This window comes from Aeromonas sp. ZOR0001, assembly GCF_000801015.1.
GTDB classification, from domain to species: Bacteria; Pseudomonadota; Gammaproteobacteria; order Enterobacterales; family Aeromonadaceae; genus Aeromonas; species Aeromonas veronii.
Genome location: NZ_JRJY01000082.1, coordinates 26,082 through 45,989 on the forward strand (window position 1 = coordinate 26,082; position 19,908 = coordinate 45,989).

Annotated in this window: 18 protein-coding genes; 4 read left to right on the top strand and 14 right to left on the bottom strand. The window is 58.9% G+C overall.

Going from position 1 to position 19,908, the window contains the following annotated elements; all coding sequences use genetic code 11:
* The first annotated feature begins 342 nt into the window (after positions 1-342).
* Both L972_RS11265 and L972_RS11270 read left to right on the top strand, forming a co-directional pair.
* Complete coding sequence (locus L972_RS11265; protein ID WP_042055713.1) at positions 343-894, top strand: lipoprotein; 552 nt, start codon at positions 343-345, stop codon at positions 892-894.
* Positions 895-1,089: 195 nt separating this feature from the next.
* Complete coding sequence (locus L972_RS11270; protein ID WP_047438299.1) at positions 1,090-3,087, top strand: hypothetical protein; 1,998 nt, start codon at positions 1,090-1,092, stop codon at positions 3,085-3,087.
* Between the two features lie 84 nt (positions 3,088-3,171).
* Here L972_RS11270 and glgC read toward each other — a convergent pair whose 3' ends face one another.
* A complete protein-coding gene (gene glgC / locus L972_RS11275) occupies positions 3,172-4,446 on the bottom strand; it encodes a glucose-1-phosphate adenylyltransferase (protein ID WP_047438301.1) in 1,275 nt (424 codons plus the stop codon).
* A gap of 189 nt (positions 4,447-4,635) precedes the next feature.
* Between glgC and L972_RS11280 the strand changes: the two genes are divergently transcribed.
* A complete protein-coding gene (locus tag L972_RS11280; RefSeq protein WP_031227665.1) occupies positions 4,636-6,276 on the top strand; it encodes an EAL domain-containing protein in 1,641 nt (546 codons plus the stop codon).
* On the opposite strand, the gene L972_RS11285 is transcribed toward L972_RS11280, so the two are convergent.
* The 9 genes from L972_RS11285 to L972_RS11325 all read right to left on the bottom strand — a co-directional run bounded on the left by L972_RS11285 (position 6,239) and on the right by L972_RS11325 (position 14,385).
* A complete protein-coding gene (locus L972_RS11285) occupies positions 6,239-6,733 on the bottom strand; it encodes a hypothetical protein (protein WP_042055706.1) in 495 nt (164 codons plus the stop codon). The genes L972_RS11280 and L972_RS11285 overlap by 38 nt on opposite strands.
* A gap of 175 nt (positions 6,734-6,908) precedes the next feature.
* A complete protein-coding gene (locus L972_RS11290; protein WP_005337077.1) occupies positions 6,909-7,271 on the bottom strand; it encodes a DUF2750 domain-containing protein in 363 nt (120 codons plus the stop codon).
* Between the two features lie 180 nt (positions 7,272-7,451).
* The gene (locus tag L972_RS11295; protein ID WP_005337079.1) at positions 7,452-8,756 is read right to left on the bottom strand and encodes an inosine/guanosine kinase; all 1,305 of its coding nucleotides are present in this window, start codon (positions 8,754-8,756) and stop codon (positions 7,452-7,454) included.
* 186 nt (positions 8,757-8,942) lie between these two features.
* Complete coding sequence (locus tag L972_RS11300) at positions 8,943-9,335, bottom strand: MAPEG family protein (protein ID WP_047438304.1); 393 nt, start codon at positions 9,333-9,335, stop codon at positions 8,943-8,945.
* A gap of 34 nt (positions 9,336-9,369) precedes the next feature.
* Positions 9,370-10,344, bottom strand: coding sequence for a ferrochelatase (hemH, locus tag L972_RS11305; RefSeq protein ID WP_047438305.1), 975 nt, complete (start codon positions 10,342-10,344; stop codon positions 9,370-9,372).
* Between the two features lie 98 nt (positions 10,345-10,442).
* On the bottom strand, positions 10,443-11,087 hold the full coding sequence (gene adk, locus L972_RS11310) for an adenylate kinase (protein ID WP_005337083.1): 645 nt from the start codon (positions 11,085-11,087) through the stop codon (positions 10,443-10,445).
* Positions 11,088-11,390: 303 nt separating this feature from the next.
* On the bottom strand, positions 11,391-12,149 hold the full coding sequence (miaE, locus tag L972_RS11315; RefSeq protein ID WP_005346385.1) for a tRNA isopentenyl-2-thiomethyl-A-37 hydroxylase MiaE: 759 nt from the start codon (positions 12,147-12,149) through the stop codon (positions 11,391-11,393).
* A 205-nt stretch (positions 12,150-12,354) separates the two neighbouring features.
* Complete coding sequence (gene purF / locus L972_RS11320) at positions 12,355-13,875, bottom strand: amidophosphoribosyltransferase (RefSeq protein WP_005351229.1); 1,521 nt, start codon at positions 13,873-13,875, stop codon at positions 12,355-12,357.
* Positions 13,876-13,896: 21 nt separating this feature from the next.
* Entirely contained in the window at positions 13,897-14,385 is a 489-nt protein-coding gene (locus tag L972_RS11325; RefSeq protein ID WP_005337086.1) for a CvpA family protein, read from the bottom strand.
* Between the two features lie 8 nt (positions 14,386-14,393).
* Here L972_RS11325 and L972_RS21445 point away from each other — a divergent pair, with 8 nt between their 5' ends.
* A complete protein-coding gene (locus tag L972_RS21445) occupies positions 14,394-14,570 on the top strand; it encodes a hypothetical protein (protein ID WP_155395816.1) in 177 nt (58 codons plus the stop codon).
* A 2-nt stretch (positions 14,571-14,572) separates the two neighbouring features.
* Here the strand turns inward: L972_RS21445 and serS are convergent, their stop codons facing one another.
* From serS to L972_RS11345, 4 genes are all read right to left on the bottom strand, one after another.
* On the bottom strand, positions 14,573-15,868 hold the full coding sequence (gene serS / locus L972_RS11330) for a serine--tRNA ligase (protein WP_005351225.1): 1,296 nt from the start codon (positions 15,866-15,868) through the stop codon (positions 14,573-14,575).
* 306 nt (positions 15,869-16,174) lie between these two features.
* The gene (locus tag L972_RS11335; protein WP_136501234.1) at positions 16,175-17,512 is read right to left on the bottom strand and encodes a replication-associated recombination protein A; all 1,338 of its coding nucleotides are present in this window, start codon (positions 17,510-17,512) and stop codon (positions 16,175-16,177) included.
* Positions 17,513-17,588: 76 nt separating this feature from the next.
* Entirely contained in the window at positions 17,589-18,197 is a 609-nt protein-coding gene (gene lolA, locus L972_RS11340; protein WP_041202312.1) for an outer membrane lipoprotein chaperone LolA, read from the bottom strand.
* A gap of 81 nt (positions 18,198-18,278) precedes the next feature.
* A partial coding sequence (locus L972_RS11345; RefSeq protein ID WP_269428981.1) for a DNA translocase FtsK occupies positions 18,279-19,908 on the bottom strand: 1,630 nt, incomplete at its 5' end.

Sequence of the window (19,908 nt, forward strand, 5' to 3'; positions counted from 1 at the left end):
ATCACCTTCACCTCGGCCCACAGCGACGGGCTCCACAGTCCCATCATGCAGCCAAGCCACAGCAGCGCCCTGCGGCCAATCTTGCCCATCCGAACCATTGCGCTCTCCTCGTTCTCTGTTCTCTTCTTGTGCTCCGCTCAGGCTGCTCGGCTCAGACGTGGCCCAACGCCTGCAGCCAACTGATCGGCACTACTCGGTTCATCCGTTGATGATGAACCCGGCGGTTGCCAAAAAACAATCGGGAATGCAGCAACTCCGTGATTTCCCACGGTATGAGGCTCTCATTCCACGCCCGTTATCGCGTAAGATAGCGCCATCATAGTTGCCCAAGCGGAATCCATCATGTTGAAACAGCTGTTGTTACTCCCCCTCGCCCTGCTGCTGGGGGCCTGCTCGCTGACCCAATACAACGTCAGCGAGGCCGAAATCAACCAGTACCTCAAAGATCAGGTCTCTTTTGAAAAACAGCTGGGGATCCCCGGCATCATGTCGAGCAAGATCCGTCTGGATGAGATGCAGAGCCGTATCGGCCGCAAACAAGCAGATCGCATCGAGCTGGACGCCGCTGGCGACCTGCAGGTGAGCAGCCCCCTTGGCAGCCAGCAGATGAAGATCCGCTTTGCTTTGAGCGCACGCCCGGACTATGTGGCCGATCAGGGTGCCATCTATCTGCGCGATCTTGAACTGCTCTCGGTCAAGACCGAGCCGGCCGATATCGGGGCCGCCCTCACCCCGCTGCTGCCCACCTTCAATCAGTCGCTCTCCCTGTTCTTGTCGCAGACGCCGGTCTACCGCCTCGACAGCAGCCGCAAGAACGAAGCCAGGATCAAGGAGAAGGTCGAAGCCCTCAAGGTGGAGCCTGGCCGTCTGGTCATCCCGTTCAAACTGCTCTGATCCCCACCGCACTGGCACTTTCAGCGCAATAAACAGATAACCGTCCTCTTCGACAGCGCACATCCGGTTTAACGTGCAGCCGAATGGGGCGGTTTTTTACTTCTCAAGTCTCCCTCAACACAGCATAATGCAGACCATTCTCATTTAGATTCGTCATGAGAAGCGTCAATAATAAAACCAATGGTGAGAAGGGACATGAGAAAAACCGTACTGGTTCAGGCGATTGCCTGCGCACTGATCAGCGGCGCCGCACACGCTGCCGTCAAGGTCGAAGACAAGACATTCAATACCGCCGCCAACATGCTGGCCTATACCGAATTCGAGCTCTCCGGTGAGCCGCTGGCCGAAGCGCTGGGGCTGGATCTGGATGTGCTGGATGCCAACCGTGCCGATGAGCCGACCCCGTTCGACTTCGCTGCCGGCATCGAATCCTACGAATACTCCGAAGAGGCGATGTACGCCCTCAACTACCAATCCGGCATGGGCCCGCATCTGGTGAACGGGCCGCAAAACCTGGCCCGTGGCGGCACCATGGCCTCTCTGGGGCAACGGGTGTTGGCCATGGCCGACGCAGTTGGCTTCCCGGCTGATGAAGTGCCGCAGGGCATGTATCCCCTCTCCCTGCCCTACGCCTCCGCCAACCCGGAGTTTGCCCAGGCAGTGAATACCACTCCGGTCAATGGTGACCAGATCACCATCAAGACCGCCAAAGGGACCGAGAAAACCGTCAAGACCCAGGTGCCCGCCTACTTCCGTGACTACAGCACCCTGCGCTGGAGCGGCAGTGACAACCTGCTGGTGCCCGCAGCGGTGGGCGGCATCCTGCTCAAAGAGGTGATGTGGTCGCAGGACTTCCTCGGCGGCATGCACGTGGCCGAGACCGATGAAGAGGTAGAAGCCGCCTCCACCACCATGGATCAGGATGGCAAGCACAAGCTGGGCGTCTCTGCCGCCGATGGTTTCAACGGCATGATGCTGACCGAGCAATCCATCGACAAGCTGGCCATCATGCAGAACCAGCTTGGCTTCGATGGCAAGCAACTGGGCGCCAAGATCACCCCGCAGTACGATCCGGCCAAGGGCGTTGTCTACTTCCCCCATCAGGTGAAAGTGACCGAAACCAGCAACAACGATGCCGGTGCCATCGGCAAGCTGGAGGTGGTGGATGGCTCCGCCCAGCTGCGCGATGCCTGGATGATGCTGTGGCCGCTCTCCGAGTTCTATGCCTTCAGCGATCAGCGCAGCGCCAACACCAACCAGAACCCGGCCTTCCACGCAGTGTTTGACGGTGCGCCGTTTGCCGCCGCACCGGCTGCCAACAAGACCAATGACCTGGGCAAAGCCGTCGCGGGCAGCGATGCCTTCTCGCTGGCGATCAATCTCTCAAACCTCACCTTCAAGAACCTGGTAGCCCTGCACTTTGATACCAAGGCTGGCACCCTGGTCGACAGCTGGCAGGCAGGCAAACAGGGCAAGCACGTCACCACCTTTGACGCCGCTTACGCACTGGTCGCCCTGCAGATCTTCCAGCGCGCTCAGGACGCGCTGCCGGTCGGTTACGCCGCCGGTGACAATGGCGAGCTGAACCTCAAGACCAAGCAGGGTCAGCAAGCGCTTGAGCTTATCCGCAAGCAGGCCGATTTCATCCTTGCCAACCTCAAGGGCAAAAATGGTCTGGTGCATGACGGCATCACGCTAGGTGGCAAGCTCGATGCCGGCCACTCCATCGATGCGCAGTTCGCCGCCATCCGTGGTCTGACCGCCGCGTTCCTCGCTACCTCCGATGCCAAGTACCGCACTGCCGCCCGCGAGCTGTTTATCGCTGCCGACAAGGCCTACTTCAATGACAAGGCGGGCACCTGGCTGGCGGGTAAACAGGGTGAATACACTCCCTGGACCCAGGCTGCCATCTCCGGCGCCCTGCGCTCTGCCATGCTGAACCTGCGCAACGAAGGGGCCGAGAAGGCGCCCGAGCTGGAGCTGGCCAAGCTGACCGGTCAGTACGTCAGCTGGTTCCGTGGCACCGTCAACGGTGGCATGCAGATGGCCGAGTGGATCGGTGACTCCGGCGAGAACATCATCGAAGGTGCCGGCAGCGACACCGATGAAGATGGCGTACCGCAAGTAACCGCTGCCGGTGGCAAGCACGGCACAGCCATGGTGATGGCCGCCAAAGCGGTGGTTAGCGAATAATCCTCGCCATTCACCAGCATGAAAAAGGGAGCCAGATTGGCTCCCTTTGCATTACAGCGTCTGACACAGTTTCAAGGGCCTTCCTCAAACCAGCTTGTCCAGCATCTCCTTGGTCACCAGCACAATCCCCTGCTCGGAGCGGTAGAAGCGGCGGCTATCCTCATCGGCATTCTCGCCCACCACCAGCCCATCGGGCAGCACACATCCCTTGTCCACCACCACCCGGCGCAGACGGCAACCGGCGCCAATCTCGACCCCGGGGGAGATGATGGCCTGATCCAGGGTGCAGAAGGAGTGCACCCGCACATTGGTAAAGAGCACCGAGTTGAGCACAAACGACCCGCTGACGATGGTACCACCCGAGAACATGGAGTTGATGGTCATGCCATGCTGACCATTGCGATCCTGCACGAACTTGGCCGGTGGCGTCAGGGTCTGGCTGGTCCAGATGGGCCAGTTCTGATCGTAGATGTCGAGCTCGGGCAGCACGGAGGCGAGATCCATGTTAGCTTCCCAGAAGGAGTCCAGCGTTCCCACGTCACGCCAGTAGGGCTTTTGCCCCTCGCGCGCCCCGACACAGGACATGTTGAAGGGGTGAGCAAATGCCATCCCCTCCTCCACGATGCGGGGGATCACGTCCATCCCGAAGTCGTGTTTGGAGTCCTGATTGTGAATATCCTCCTCCAGCAGTTGGTAGAGGTACTCCGCCTCGAAGATATAGATCCCCATGGAGGCCAGCGAGCGATCTTCACAACCCGGCATGGCGGGCGGATTGGCCGGTTTTTCGACGAAGGCGCGGATCTTGCGCTGCTCGTCGATATCCATGATCCCGAAGGCGGATGCCTCGGCCCGCGGCACCTCGATACAAGCCACAGTCACCTTGGCGCCAAGGCGCACATGGTCGAGCAGCATGGCAGCGTAATCCATCTTGTAGATGTGATCCCCCGCCAGCACCACCAGGTATTTGGGGCCGTAGTCACGGATGATATCGACGTTCTGATAGATGGCATCGGCGGTGCCGCGATACCAGTGCACCTCGTCCACCCGTTGCTGGGCAGGGAGCAGGTCGATGAATTCGTTCATCTGGTAACGCAGGAAGGACCAGCCCGATTGCAGGTGACGCAGCAGACTGTGAGACTTGTATTGGGTGACTACACCAACGCGGCGGATCCCCGAGTTGATACAGTTGGAGAGCACAAAATCAATGATCCGGAATTTGCCACCGAAATGGACGGCAGGCTTGGCGCGGTTGTCAGTCAACTGCTTCAGGCGACTACCACGTCCACCCGCCAACACCAGTGCCATACTCTGGTTCAATAATTGTCGTGCTTTGGCACTATTTTCGGGCTCTAACAACATGATTTACCTCTGCCTTGTTTGATCTATTTTCAACTCATCTTCGCCTGTTTCGGCACCTGTGAAAGTGGTTTCACTCACATTTAACCGATCTCAATTGACCCTTTTCACCGAGTTGCGAGGAATAGCATGCTTTGCTCCGCCAGCTTGGTTAAAATTCCCCCACAAAGCAGCCACTTCAAGGATGACAAGATGGTTCACAAGCTCGGACGTACCCTCTTTCTGATCGCCACCATAGTGACCATACCCCTGCTGCTCCTGCAAGCAGTTTGGTTAGCCCTGCAGAGCACACCGCTTACTTTGGCCATTATTCTGGCCACCACACTGCTTGGCATGATCCTGCTGTTGATGCTGGCCATCCGCACCATGGATGGCATGCTCCAGCATCAGGAGCTCACCTGGGTCAAGGCGATCAGGGGGCGGGATCCCTCACAACTCGATGAGCCCGCCTCCCAGGAGGTGCTGCAACAGCTGCTGGAGCAGTTCGAAAGCGCCGAGCAAAGCGCTCATCGCCAGCTGACCGAACTCAGCAACCTGGCCACCACCGACGAGCTGACCCAGCTACTCAACCGCCACGCGTTTCGCCGCGACATGACCGAGTTGCTGCAGCGGGATCAGGACACCCAGACCGCGACCCTGGTGCTGATCCGTGCCACCGAGCTTGGCAAGATCAACGCCCAGCGCGGCTTCCAGTCTGGTGATGCCTATATCAAGGACATGGCCGCTCTCATCAAGCGGGTGGTAAGCCGCTTCCCGGGCAATCAGGTCTACCGCATCTCGGGGGCCGATTTTGCCGTGCTGGTGCAACCGGTGGCCAATATTCCCCCCCATCTGCTGGGGCAGGATTTGAAGGTGGCCTTCGATCACTATCAGGATCAGCACGAGCTAGAGAGCACCGGTTACTCGGGGCTGACCAAGCTCAGCAGCGGCCAGAAAATTGAAGCCGTACTGGCCAGAGCGGATCTGGCGCTGGCTCGCGCCCAGACCGAAACCATCAACGGCTGGGCCATCCAGCAGGATGACAGCGCCTCCGATCTGCAGGGCCAACACCACTGGCGCGACGTGCTGACCGAAGTGCTAGCGCAGGAACGCCTCAGCTTTACCTATCAGCCGATCCAGCCCCTGCACCGCAGCATGCTGGCCTACAACGAGATCTACACCCGCTTCAGCGGCAATGACGGCACTGCCCTGCCCACCGACACCCTGTTTGCCATGGCCCAGCGGCTGGATATGGTGATGCGGCTGGAGCAGCTGGTCATTACCCACATCATGCGTCAGTACCGGGCCTTTGGTGCCAACCAGAGTCGCTGGGGGATCAACCTCTCCCCCAACCTGCTGCAAAACAGCGCCTTCCTGATCTGGCTTGACCGCCAGCTGCTCAAAGATCCCAATACCAGCGCCAATCTGGTGTTCGAACTGGATGAAGAGCATCTGGAGCGCAATCTGACCGGCGCCAAGCGGGTGTTTGAACTGCTGCGTCGCAACGGCAGTCGATCGGCCATCGCCAATTTCGGCAAGGGGATCGGCTCCTTTACCCTGTTTCGCGAGCTCAAGCCCGACTACATCAAGCTCGATCCTGCCCTGATCACCGGACTGGAGCAGGATCAGACCAACCAGCAGTTTGTGCGGATGATCGTCGATGTATCACATCGGATGGGATGTCAGGTGATTGCAGAGGGGGTAGAACAGCTTGGCCAGAAACAGCTGCTGCAGGGGATGTATGTGGATGGCTTGCAGGGCTATCTGATCGCCCGGCCGCAACCGCTGCGACCGGATATCAGCCAATTGGGGCTCTTTACTGAGGATGCTTCAGCTTCAAAAGGGTCAGAATGATGTCATTGAGCTGGCGATAGCGTTCCAGCTCTTTCTGATCGTAACGGGTCGCCAGCGTGGTGGGGTTGTGGCGATTCTTGAGGTAACGGTTGATTTGCAGGCGATTGAACCCCGCCACCTGATAGACCTGGCCAAGCAGGGTATTGAGCTCATCGTGCTCCAGACCTGCTCTGGCCAGATAGTCCCCATCGGCGGGACTCTCGGTCTGATGGCTCCACTTGCCAATGCGACCACTCTCCTGCAGATAGCTGAGCCACTGCTCGATATAGAGGGGTTTGCACCCCGCCAACAGATTGAAAAAGCCCACCGCATCGCAACGACAACCGCTCAGGAGCACGACCGCCAGCTGATCATCATCGCATTGGAAGGTCACAGGTCCGGCTTGCGCCCAATCCAGCGCCTGCACCCGAATGCTGGCCTTCTCACCCGCAGCTCCCGTTACGTCGAATACAAACATGGCGCTCCTCCCTTGGCAAAAGGTTGATGATGGACCATCCCCCTGACAGGTGCAAAGGCAAATCGGCTTTTAACTCATCAATCTGGCCATTCGACCATAAAAAAGACCGGCCCCCTCACGGATGCCGGTCTTTGTCCCGATGGCCTGTGTGTTCAGGCCATCAATGGAGGCGCTTTCAGGCGTCCAGTTCAACCAGTGCCTTGGCCAGCTCGATGGGTTCGAGCTCCTGACCTTCCAGATCGGCGTTCCAGTTCGGGCCGACCAGTACATCGTCTTCATCCAGATCGTTGATCCAGATATCGAGAAACTCTTCCAGATCGATCACTTCCGGCTCGTAATCGGCCCACTCGTCGACGCAGTGCAGACGGGCGTCCTCTTCGGCAGACCAGAGCGGCATCACGTCGGCATCTTCAAATTCGGCGGAGCGACAGACGACCCAGTCTTCCCCATAGCGCAGACCCCACACCTGACCCGACTCGCGGACTTGTTCGATAAACAGTTGGAAATTGGCGTCAAGGTTGTCGTTAAGCATGCTCATGGGATTCTCTCTTTCTTTCGGGTGCTGCGGCATTGTCGGGCGACAATACGATGGCCAAATGGTGTCGTAAAAGTGACATGGACTCAAGCATATTGGGGTTATTCCGGGAAAAAAGCCGGGATAACCCATATTTGCCTGCAAAAACGCCTCCCGATGGAGGCGTCTTGCAGATTCAGGAGATCAACGCTCCCAGTAAACCTCTTCCAGGCTGTCCTCTTTCTCCGGCAAACCGCGGGAGAGACGGGGACTGCTCTGGGCCAACACCTCGTAGCTGACGCGGTTGGCGTATTTGCACACTTGGGCCAGTGAGGAGTAGGTCAGGAACTCGGAGATGTGCTTGGCGGAGTTGGGCACATTCATCCGGTGATAGGAGTTGGCCACCATGTCGTGCAGCACGGCGGAAAGGGCGCCATCCCCTGCCCCGTTGGTGTTCTTGATCTTCTCCGGGCCCCCCATGTACGGGGAGATGTGGGAGTAGATGCGGGCCGGTTTGCGGCACTTGGCGCGGGCCATCGGGCGGCTGAACTCATACATGTTGAACTCGGGGATAACGCCGGGCAGCAAGGTATGAGTGGTCTCGCGCTTGTAGTCCTCATCGGTGTAGCTCGCCATGTAGAGGCCGATGGGGCCAGCAGTACAGAGCACCATGTCGGCCCAGTCGAGCGCCTTGTCGGCCGCACCCAGCGGATCAGCGATACCGGTCAGGGCTTCACCTTCGTCTTCGTTCATCGCCAGCACGGTCACGTTCTCGGCAATGAAGTCGCGCCACCACTGGGGGTTTTCGTCGATGACGAAACGGGTGCCCAGGGTCAGCACCACGGGAATACCGGCCTCGCGGGCATAACGCACCGCGGTCATGGCCGCCTCTTTCATCGGATCACCATCGTCACCACGCACCAGATAGGCGGTGATCACCAGGGCAGACGCCCCTTTGATCACATCCTCCGGAATGTGCTGCACATCCAGCTGGTTCATCTTGCCGGCGTTGATGCCGAAGCTGCGCTCGCCGCACTCGGTGATGAAGGTGAAGCAACGGCCGATGGGGCCATCAACCGGCTGCAGATAGTCCAGATTGACGCGGGAAGAGGTGTTGCACAGATAACGGTAGGCGTAGCAACCGATGCGAATGTCCTGACTCATCACACCCAGCAGGATGGAGTGGGAGTCGGCCAGTACCGAGTAGTTGTGTACCGTGTTGCCGATGGTGCCACCGGCAAACTCGCTCACCACCATGTTGTTGGCCTTGAGCTCGTCATAAATCCGTTCGGCCACGTCGTCATTGATGACGACGGAGTGCCCCTTGCTCAGACCATAACGGGTCAGAAAGTCTTCATCCACATGGGCTTCGATATCAACCAGGGTCTGATCAATCCCGACGACGTAGGCTTTGCCCAGCTCGGTTAACAGGGGATTTTGCGGCACCAGGGGATCGCGTCTGTCGACAGGGAAGTAGTGTTTGGACTTGCGCTGACCGGGAAATTTCATGGCAATGTTCTGTGCTCTGGGGGAAAGAGGGGCGGGATTTTAACACAATCCGCCGCCCCGAAAAGTCGCCCTGTTTAAATAATAGAGTCAGTATAGACAAGGCTTGCAAGGAAAAACGTTTGCCTTTTCACCATAAAAAAACCACCCCGCCCGGGGTGGTTCCCTAGCATAAAAAAGCGCCTGTTTTCAGGCGGCCGCCATGCCCTGCAACAGGGCCAGTACCGAAAAGAGGCCGAGGGCTAGCCAGAACAGCAAGGTGCCCAGAAAACGGGGCACATTGGGGGCTTTGGGGATCTGGATGCCAATGGCATGCAGGATGCGGCCGACCAACAGCATGGCGCCACCGGCATGCAGCCAGAGCGCACCGGCACCGGAGAACTCGCACAGCGCCATCAGCAGCAGGGTCAGCGGCACATACTCGGCAAAATTGCCGTGAGCCCGGATCGCCGCCAGCAGCTCGGGGGCTTCCCCCTGCCCTATCATCACCCCGAACTGGGCGCGGCGTCTGACCACCCAGAAGGAGAGCCCCAGAAACAGCAGCCCCAGCAGACCTGCATAAATCAGCGTGATATGTACCATGACTCGACTCCTTGTTTGACTGACTGCCGGTCACTCATGCCAATTCGCGGCAGATGAGCGAGACCATCATCCTGATATGGGCCTGATCGCTGTTGAGGGCCGGAATATATTCAAACCGCTCGCCACCGGCCTCCATGAAGATCTCCCGATTCTGAACCTGAATTTCCTCAAGGGTTTCGAGGCAGTCGGCCGCAAAGGCAGGGCAAATCACATCGAGCCGCTTGATGCCCGCTGCAGGCATACCGGCGATGGTCACGTCTGTGTAGGGCTTGAGCCACTCCTCCTTGCCAAAGCGGGACTGGAAACTGGCCGTCCACTGCCCGGCCTCCAGCCCGAGCGCCTCGGCCAGCAAGCTGGCGGTATGGCGACACTGGTGACCATAGGGGTCCCCTTCGTTCTCGTAGCGCTCGGGAATGCCGTGGAACGACATCAGCAGGTGATCACCCTGACCGTGCTGCTCCCAGTGACGGCGCACACTCATGGCCAGCGCCTGAATGTATTCGGGATGGGCGTGATAATCACGAATGAGCCGTACCACCGGCAGATTGCGCTCTCTCTTCATCACCTTGCTCCAGGCATCGAAGACCGAGGCGGTGGTACTGACCGAATATTGCGGATAGAGCGGCAACAGGATCACCCGGTTGACCCCTTTGGCTTTGAGCGCCTGCCAGCCATCATTCACTGACGGGGAACCATAGGTCATCGCCAGCTCCACCGGCACCTCGACCCCCTCCCGCTTGAGCTCCAGCTCCAGTGCGGCGCGCTGCTGCTTGCTTATCACCATCAGCGGCGAGCCCTGCTCGGTCCACACCTGCTGATAGAGCTTGGCCACTTTGGGCGAGCGCGTCGGCAAGATAATGAAGTGGAGCAGCGGACACCAGAGGTAACGGGGCAGGTCCACCACACGGGGATCGTGCAGGAACTGGCTGAGGAACGCTTTGACGGCAGCGGTGGTCGGTGCGGCTGGGGTACCCAGATTGACCAGCAATATTCCGGTTTTCGTGGTCACGTTGGCTTCCTGTCTATCTGTCATTATGCAAAAAGGGCCCGACAGGGCCCTTCTCTTTATTTATCTGATGGCACGGGAAACAGTGCCGGCAGCAAAGATCAGCCCAGAATGGTGGCAAGCTGCTTGCTGACCAGATCAACCGGCTGGGTGCCGTCGATCTTGACGTAACGGGTGTGGCCCGCTTCCGCCTCTTTGCCGTAGAAACCGATCAGCGGCGCGGTCTGCTGATGATATACATCCAGACGCTTGCGTACTGTGGTCTCTTCGTCGTCGGCGCGGATCACCAGATCTTCACCGGTCACGTCATCCTTGCCTTCCACTTTCGGCGGGTTGAACACCACGTGATAGGTACGGCCGGAGCCGGAGTGAACGCGACGGCCGCTCATGCGCTTGACGATCTCTTCGTCCGGCACATCGAACTCCAGAACGAAATCAACCACGACACCGGCGTCCTTCATGGCTTGCGCCTGGGGAATGGTGCGCGGGAAACCGTCCAACAGGAAGCCTTTGGCGCAGTCCGGCTGAGCGATGCGCTCTTTGACCAGACCGATGATGATGTCGTCAGAGACCAGCTGACCTGCGTCCATCACAGCTTTGGCTTTCAGACCGAGCTCGGTGCCCGCTTTGATCGCCGCACGCAGCATGTCGCCGGTGGAGATCTGGGGAATACCGTGTTTTTCCATGATGAACTGAGCCTGGGTACCTTTGCCGGCGCCCGGAGCCCCCAACAGAACAATGCGCATACACGCTCCTATTGATTGGTTATTCAAATCTTGCGAAGGCAAAAAAGTACACGGTTTCGCCCGTTTCTACAAGGGTGAGCCACCTGAATGAGCACTTTATCACCACAATAACCGGCTGTTCGAACAGGATTTCATCGCAAGGGGAAGACGCAAAAATAGCCAGGGATTCAGCATAGAGCGCCAAAAGCAGGAAGGAGGTACGACAGAAAAAAAGATCCCGGCTCAGGGCCGGGAATTGCGCTCAAAAGTAACTACTTGTCGCTCGTAGTAGGAACAGGGCAATAGTAGTTTGCCCCCTGTGCGTCAACAACTGTCAGATGTGACAGGCAGGCCGCTATGAAACCGGAACTGGGGATCCGGCGAGCAGATAAGCTCGGCTTCCAGCTTGCCAAAGAAGGCCACCCGCTCGCTGATATCCTCCCCTGCGTACTGTTCGGCCAGGCTCAGGTAATCCTGATAGTGGCGCGCTTCGGAGCGCAGCAAAGAGACATAGAAGCGGCTCAACTCCTCGTCCAGATGGGGGGCCAGCTTGGCAAAGCGCTCGCAGGAGCGGGCCTCGATATAGGCGCCGATGATCATCTTGTCGACTATGGTGGCCGGCTCATGGGTGCGCACATGCTGCATCAACTGGCGAGCATAGCGGGAGGCCGTCACCGGCCCGTATTCGATGCCGCGGGCCTGCATGATCTCCAGCACCTGCTCGAAGTGGTGCAGCTCCTCCTGAATGAGCCGCACCATGGGAAACAGCAGCGGATTGCGTTCCAGCTCGGCAAAGACGGTGCGATCAGACTCTCCCATGCTGCGTTTGCCCAGGATCTCGGCCTTCTCCGGGATGGCATCCAGCTCGCGATAGAACTCCAGCTTGGGCAGCAGATGGCGCTTGCCCTTGGGCAGGCAGTAGCGGCGCACCAGACTGTGGGCAGTGAGTGCGGCCTTGGTCTCGCAGTTGGCGTGATCGATGAGCAAGGTCGGTAAACGGGCCGGATCCCGCGCCATCTCCACCCACTCATCCGGGGTCTCGCACTGCAAAAACTGGCGCACTGGGGCTAGCAGATCATCCATCTGAACTCTCGTCTCTTAAAAGCGTATCGATCATATATGTTGCCGCCTATGCTAGCGGATCCCGCTGGCCATGCCCATATCCGGCAAGATAAGCGGATATTTTTCAAACAGATATCTCCTCCCCCTTCTGCCGGTGTGAGGCAAAAACGACAATGGGGGCCACTGGCCCCCATCTCGCTATCCCATCCGGCAAAACCGCAAACGTTTAACTGCCTTCGTTAAAAATTTCCAGATTGCTGGTGCCTTCCTGCCATTCACGCACCGCTTTGGTGTCATCGTTGCGCAGGGCGTTGAGGTGATCCAGATAGGACTGGTCCACATCGGAGGTGACGTAGTGGCCATTGAAGACCGAGGTCTCGAAGTGACGCAGATCCGGGTTGATCTCCCGCACGGCGGCTTCCAGATCTTCCAAATCCTGGAAAATCAGGCCGTCAGCGCCAATCAGCTTGCACACCTCTTCCACTTCGCGGCCATGGGCGATCAGCTCGTTGGCGGTGGGCATATCGATGCCATAGACGTTGGGGAAGCGAATTTCCGGCGCCGCCGAGGCGAAGTAGACCTTGGCTGCCCCCGCTTCACGGGCCATCTGGATGATCTGCTCGGACGTGGTACCACGCACGATGGAATCATCCACCAGCAACACCTTTTTGCCCTTGAATTCGGAGCTGATGGCGTTGAGTTTGCGACGCACCGACTTCTTGCGCTGGGTCTGGCCCGGCATGATGAAGGTACGGCCGATGTAGCGGTTCTTCACGAAGCCCTGACGGTATGGCAGATCCAGGGTGTGAGCGATCTCCAGCGCCACGTCACAGGAGGTCTCGGGGATGGGGATGACCACATCGACGTCGAGATCTTCCCACTCGCGGGCAATCTTCTGACCCAGCTTGCGACCCATGTTGAGGCGGGCGGCGTAGACCGAGACCTTGTCGATGCACGAATCGGGACGGGCGAAGTAGACGTATTCGAAGATGCAGGAGCTCATCTGCGGGTTCTCCGCACACTGCTCGGAGAAGAGTTGACCCTGCTCGGTGATGTAGATGGCTTCACCCGGCGCAATATCCCGCACCGTCTCGAAACCGATGGCGTCGAGCGCCACGCTCTCGGAGGCGAGCATGTACTCCACCTGGCCCTGCTCGTCCTGACGACGACCGAGGATCAGCGGGCGAATGCCGTTGGGATCACGAAAACCGATGAGACCATGACCAATCACCAGCGAGACCACCGCATAAGCACCGCGGATCTGCTGATGGGTTCTGCGCACCGCAGCGAAAATATCTTCGGGGCGCAGGGCCATCTTGTCACAGCGATCCAGCTCGTGGGCCAGCACGTTCAGCAACACTTCCGAGTCGGAGGTGGTGTTGATGTGACGGCGGGCGACCTTGAACTGCTGCTCCTTGAGCTCCTTGGCGTTGGTGAGGTTGCCGTTATGGGCCAGCACCATGCCGTAAGGAGAGTTGACATAAAAAGGTTGGGCTTCAGCGGCACTTGAGCTGCCTGCGGTGGGGTATCTGACATGACCTATGCCGATGTTCCCTTGCAGACGCTGCATGTGGCGCACTTCAAACACGTCCTTCACCAAGCCATTGGCCTTGCGTTGCCGGAAGTTTCCACTATCAATGGTCACGATCCCGGCGGCATCCTGTCCCCTGTGCTGCAACACCGTCAAGGCGTCGTAGAGGGCCTGATTGACGGGGGTGGTGCCAACTATACCGACAATACCACACATGTCTTTGCTACCTCGAAGTCACTATACCTGTTTAAGAAAACTGGATGAGTTCAACATGAACCCGAAAAACCACTGGATCACCGGCTTGAACTCCGGCACCAGCTTGGACGCCACCCACCAGTCGCTCTGGGAGAGGCTGGTGAAGGTATCCATGAAAAAAAGCAGGGCACTGACGATCAGCACCCCGCGAATTGCACCGAAGCAGACTCCCAGCACCCGATCGGTACCGGAGAGACCCGTCTTGTCCACCAACAGGCCCACCACATAGTTGACCACGCTGCCGAGGATCAGGGTCGCCACAAACAGCGCCGCGATGGCCAGACCGTTGCGAACCAGCGCGTCGGAGAAGGAGGTGAAATAGACGGCGAGATCGGGATAGAAATGGCTGGCAATAAAGAAGGCGACAAACCAGGTGACAAGAGACATGGCCTCCTTGACGAAGCCGCGCACCAGGCTGATGAGAGCAGAGAAACCGACGATGCCGATGATGGCGTAATCAATCCAGACCATAGAAAAAGATGTCCTGCGAAATTGCGGCGCAGTCTAACAAAAACGATTGCGCATTGCTTGATAAAAATGTGTTAACTGTTCAAAGCGACGCCGAAAAGCCGCATTTTTTCAGCACTAAAACGGTTGATCGGCGCCAGAATGCACAACGCCATGGCAATGCCATGGCGTTGTGGTCTGCGGCGTGAACTTACCCGATGTGGGTCAGGCCACCCATGTAGGATTGCAGCGCAGCCGGGATGGCGATGCGGCCATCTTCCTGCTGGTAGTTCTCCATCACGGCAACCAGGGTACGACCCACTGCCAGACCGGAGCCGTTCAGGGTGTGCAGCAGCTGCGGCTTGCCGTCGATACGCACGCGAGCCTGCATGCGGCGCGCCTGGAAGTCGGTGCAGTTGGAGACGGAGGAGATCTCGCGGTAAGTGTTCTGGGCCGGCAGCCACACTTCCAGATCGTAGGTCTTGGAGGCGCAGAAGCCCATGTCACCGGTAGAGAGCGCCATCACGCGATACGGCAGCTCCAGCAGTTGCAGCACCTTCTCGGCGTGACCCACCATCTCCTCCAGCGCATCCCAGGATTTCTCCGGGTGAACCAGCTGAACCATTTCGACTTTGTCGAACTGGTGCATACGGATGAGGCCACGGGTATCACGACCGTAGGAACCGGCTTCAGAGCGGAAGCAGGGGCTGTGAGCGGTCATCTTGATTGGCAGCTCTTGCGCGTCAAAGATCTCGTCACGGGCCATGTTGGTGAGCGGCACTTCGGAGGTCGGGATCAGGGAGAACTTGCGCAGCTTGCCCTCTTCTTCCCCTTCGCCTTCGATACCGGTATTGAACAGGTCCTGGGCAAATTTCGGCAACTGGCCGGTGCCATAGAGGCTGTCCGGGTTCACCAGATAGGGCACGTAGCACTCTGTGTAACCGTGCTGCTGGGTGTGCAGATCCAGCATGAACTGAGCCAGGGCACGGTGCAGACGGGCAATCTGACCCTTCATCACCACAAAACGGGTACCGGAGAGTTTGACGCCATTCTTGAAGTCAACGCCCTTGGCCGCTTCGCCCAGATCGATGTGATCGCGTACCGGGAAGCTGAACTCGCGCGGGGTCCCCCAACGGCGCACTTCCACGTTGTCGTTCTCGTCACGACCCACCGGCGTGGTCTCGCTCGGCAGGTTGGGGATGGCGTCGGCAATGGCTTTCAGCTGGGCCAGCAGGGCATCCAGCTCGACCTTGCTGGTTTCCAGCTCGTCGTTGATCTTGGTCACTTCGGCCTTGAGCGGGGCAACATCTTCACCACGACGGGCAGCTTCACCGATGGATTTGGAGCGGGCGTTGCGCTCGGCCTGCAGCTCCTGGGTACGGGACTGCAGATCCTTGCGTTTCTCTTCCAGAGCGTTGACAGCCGCTACGTCCAGAACGTAGCCACGTGTCGCCAGACGAGCGGCAGCCTCTTCGATATCGCTGCGCAGATATTTGGGATCCAGCATGGTTTACCTACTTTTTTAAAATGGGATCTGGGCCTGAGTCGTCATGACGGGCTGGGAAACAGATCCGGAAGTTAACATCGGTTGGCGCACCCCAATCGTCTTCAGAATCGGGCCTCAACTATCAGGCCTTCGAGATCAAGAAGATGGCGCAAGGCCAAGACAAGCGGGGTCAGACGGGCAGTGTAGCAGACCGCCCCCCCGCCCGAACAGGGACTATTTGTGTCGTTTTTACCAACTTTGGCACGCAAACCGTCCTGCATATTCAAACGCCTGACCAATTTTCAGCCACGCGGGGTAACAAAGGGGCTATTTGCCCCGTTGCTGCGGACTTTGCCTGTCCAGTTCATGGAGGTAATCGAGCTTCTGGCCAATCTGCTTTTCAAGGCCGCGATCGGTGGGCTGGTAGTACTGCTTGCCGGCAAGCTCGGGCGGGAAATACTGCTCGCCCGCAGCATAGGCGCCCGGCTCGTCATGGGCATAGCGATACTCGGCGCCATAGCCCAGATCGCTCATCAATTTGGTCGGCGCATTGCGCAGGTGTACCGGCACCTCGAAGTCAGGGAGGTTTTTGGCATCATGAAGCGCCGCCTTCCAGGCGGTATAGACCGCATTGCTTTTCGGGGCACAGGCGAGATAGACGATCGCCTGGGCGATGGCCCGCTCCCCTTCCGCCGGCCCGATCCGATGGAAGCAATCCCAGGCCGACAGGGCGACCTGCATGGCGCGCGGATCGGCATTACCCACATCTTCCGAGGCAATCGCCAGCAAGCGGCGGGCAATATAGAGAGGATCGCAACCGGCACTCACCATGCGGGCATACCAGTAGAGCGCCGCATCCGGCGCCGAGCCGCGAATGGATTTGTGCACCGCCGAAATGAGGTCATAAAAGTGATCCCCCCCCTTGTCGAAGCGGGCCACGTGCTCCCCCACCACGGCAGCGAGCAGGGCACTGTCGATCACCCGCGCCCCAGTGCTGTCGGTTTCGGCCATGTCGGCCAACAGCTCCAGATAGTTGAGGGATTTACGCCCGTCCCCATCCACTGCCTTGGCCAGCGCCTCTTTGACGCCGGGGGCGAAGGTGAGTGCCGGATCATTAAGACCACGGGGATCGGTCATCGCCTGATCGAGCATGGCGAGAATATCGCTCTCTTCCAGTCGCTTGAGCAGATAGACCCGGGCTCGTGAGAGCAGTGCGTTGTTGAGTTCGAACGAGGGGTTTTCAGTGGTGGCACCGATAAAGGTGATGGTGCCATCTTCGATGTGAGGCAGGAACACATCCTGCTGGCTCTTGTTGAAGCGGTGCACCTCATCCACAAACAGGATGGTGCGCACTCCGCGCCAGCTGTTCTCTTTGGCCTTGTCGATGGCGGTGCGGATCTCCTTGATGCCAGAGGTGACCGCAGAGAGTCGCTCCACTTCCGCCTGACAGTAGTGAGCCATCAGCTCCGCCAGCGTGGTCTTGCCGGTACCGGGCGGCCCCCACAGGATCATCGAGTGGCAGTGACCCGCCAGAATGGCTTTGCGCAGGGGCTTGTCAGCCCCCAGGATATGTTGCTGACCGATATACTGGTCGAGGTTTTGCGGCCGCATCCGGGCCGCCAGCGGACGAAAGTCCGACGAGAAATCCAGCGACAAGTTACTCATCTGTATTGACCACCCAGCGTCACGCCACTCACCTTTGACTGGTGCAGTGGCGAGCAATCCAACGACCGCTTGCTCATTAGCGCTGGTCGTCCAGCTCGACCCCCTTCGGGATCTTGAAAACAAATTCGTTGCCCTTGAGCACCGGCTTGCGGTTGAAGCTGCTCAGGGTGAATTCACTCCACTGCCCTTGCGCCTCTTTCACATCGAAACGACTGATGTTGTCTTGTCTGTCGAAGGTGACACGGAAGGAGGCGATCAGCTCATCCTTGTTACGGCTGGTGACGGTGTAGACATCCCCCTGCTGGGTCACGTCATAGTTCTTCCAGAACTTGTCGTCATTACCGGCGATCAAGATAAAGGGGGTGTTGAGCACCGCATCTTTCAGCTTGAGGGCGGTCACCTGCTCGACGAAGGGATCATAGACCCAGACATCCTGACCATCGGCCACGATCAGGCTCTCGTCCGGCGAGGTGGTGTGCCAGTTGAAACGGTTTGGCCGCTGCACCAGCAGATCGCCGCTGGCCTTTTGCAGCTCCTTGCCCTTGCTGTCATAGACGGTCTGGGCAAATTTGGCGGAGAAGAGGCTCACCCCCGCCAGCTTCTGTTTGAGATCGCTGGCCGCATCGGCCCACACCTGGCTGCTGGCCATCAGCAACACGGTACCCATCAACAGTTGTTTTTTCATCACGCTCTTCATAAAGACGCTCTCGATAAAAGGCCACGCCCGCGGAGGGCATGGCCAGGGATAGTATGAAACGGGTGAGGCTTAGTCCCGCACCGGCGGCGGTGCCAGCACGTCGCGCTGACCATTGCCACCCGGTGAGCTGACGATGCCCTGATTCTCCATCTGCTCGATGAGACGGGCTGCCCGGTTGTAACCAATCTTGAACTTGCGCTGGACGCTGGAGGTCGAGCCACGGCGGGACTCCACCACAAAAGCGACCGCTTCGTCGAACAGGGGATCGAGCTCTTCATCGCCACCACCGCCATATTCGCCGCTGCCACCTTCGCCACCCGACTCACCGGAGAGGATCTCCTCGATGTAGTTCGGCTCGCCGCGCAGTTTCCAGTCTGCCACCACCTTGTGCACTTCGTGGTCATCGACAAACGCACCGTGTACCCGGGTCGGGTTGGAGGTACCGGCCGGCATGTAGAGCATGTCGCCCATGCCGAGCAGAGATTCGGCGCCGCCCTGATCGATAATGGTACGGGAGTCGATCTTGCTCGATACCTGGAACGAAATACGGGTCGGGATGTTGGCCTTGATAAGACCGGTAATCACATCCACTGACGGACGCTGGGTCGCCAGAATAAGGTGAATACCGGCGGCCCGCGCCTTCTGGGCGATACGAGCGATCAGCTCTTCCACCTTCTTGCCGACGATCATCATCATGTCGGCAAACTCGTCCACCACCACCACGATGTGGGGCAGTTTCTCCAGCTCCGGCGGCATCTGATCCATGGAGTCACCCGGGCGCCACAACGGATCCAGCAGGGGTTCCCCCTCCTCGATGGCAGCAAGTACCTTGTCGTTGTAGCCCTTGAGGTTGCGCACCCCGACTGCCGACATCAGCTTGTAACGGCGCTCCATCTCACCCACGCACCAGCGCAGGGCGTTGGCTGCGTCCTTCATGTCGGTCACCACCTCGGTCAGCAGATGCGGGATCCCTTCGTAGACCGAGAGTTCCAGCATCTTGGGGTCGATCATGATGAAGCGCAGATCATCGGGGGATGACTTGTAGAGCATCGAGATGATCATGGTGTTGACCCCTACCGACTTACCGGAACCTGTGGTACCGGCCACCAGCAGGTGCGGCATCTTGGCCAGGTTCACCACCACCGGCTCGCCGGCGATGTCCTGACCCAGGCCCATGGTGAGCGGGTTGCGGCTATCGCGGAAAGCATCGCAGTCGAGGGTTTCGCGCAGGTAAACGGTCTGACGCACCCGGTTGGGCAGCTCGATACCGACATAGGTTTTACCCGGGATCACCTCAACCACCCGCACGCTGCTGGCAGACAAGGAGCGGGCCAGATCGCGTGAGAGGTTGGTGATCTTGCTCGCTTTCATGCCCGGCGCCAGATCCAGCTCGAAACGGGTAATAACCGGACCCGGATAGACACCCACCACCTTGGCCTGCACGTTGTAGTCGGCAAGCTTGGCCTCCACCAGACGACCCATGCGATCCAGCTCATCCTTGCTCATCATCTGGGTCTTGGCGGGCGGTCTGTCCAGCAGCTCGATACTCGGCAACGGCGGCAGCGTAGATTGTGGACGACGCTTGGGCTTGGTTGGTGCGACGGCTACCGGCGCGGCGACCTCGTCGTCCCCTTCGGCCCAGGGCAGATCCAGATCGTCCTCATCATCGTCATCGGCCACAGCCAGTACCGGCTGGGGG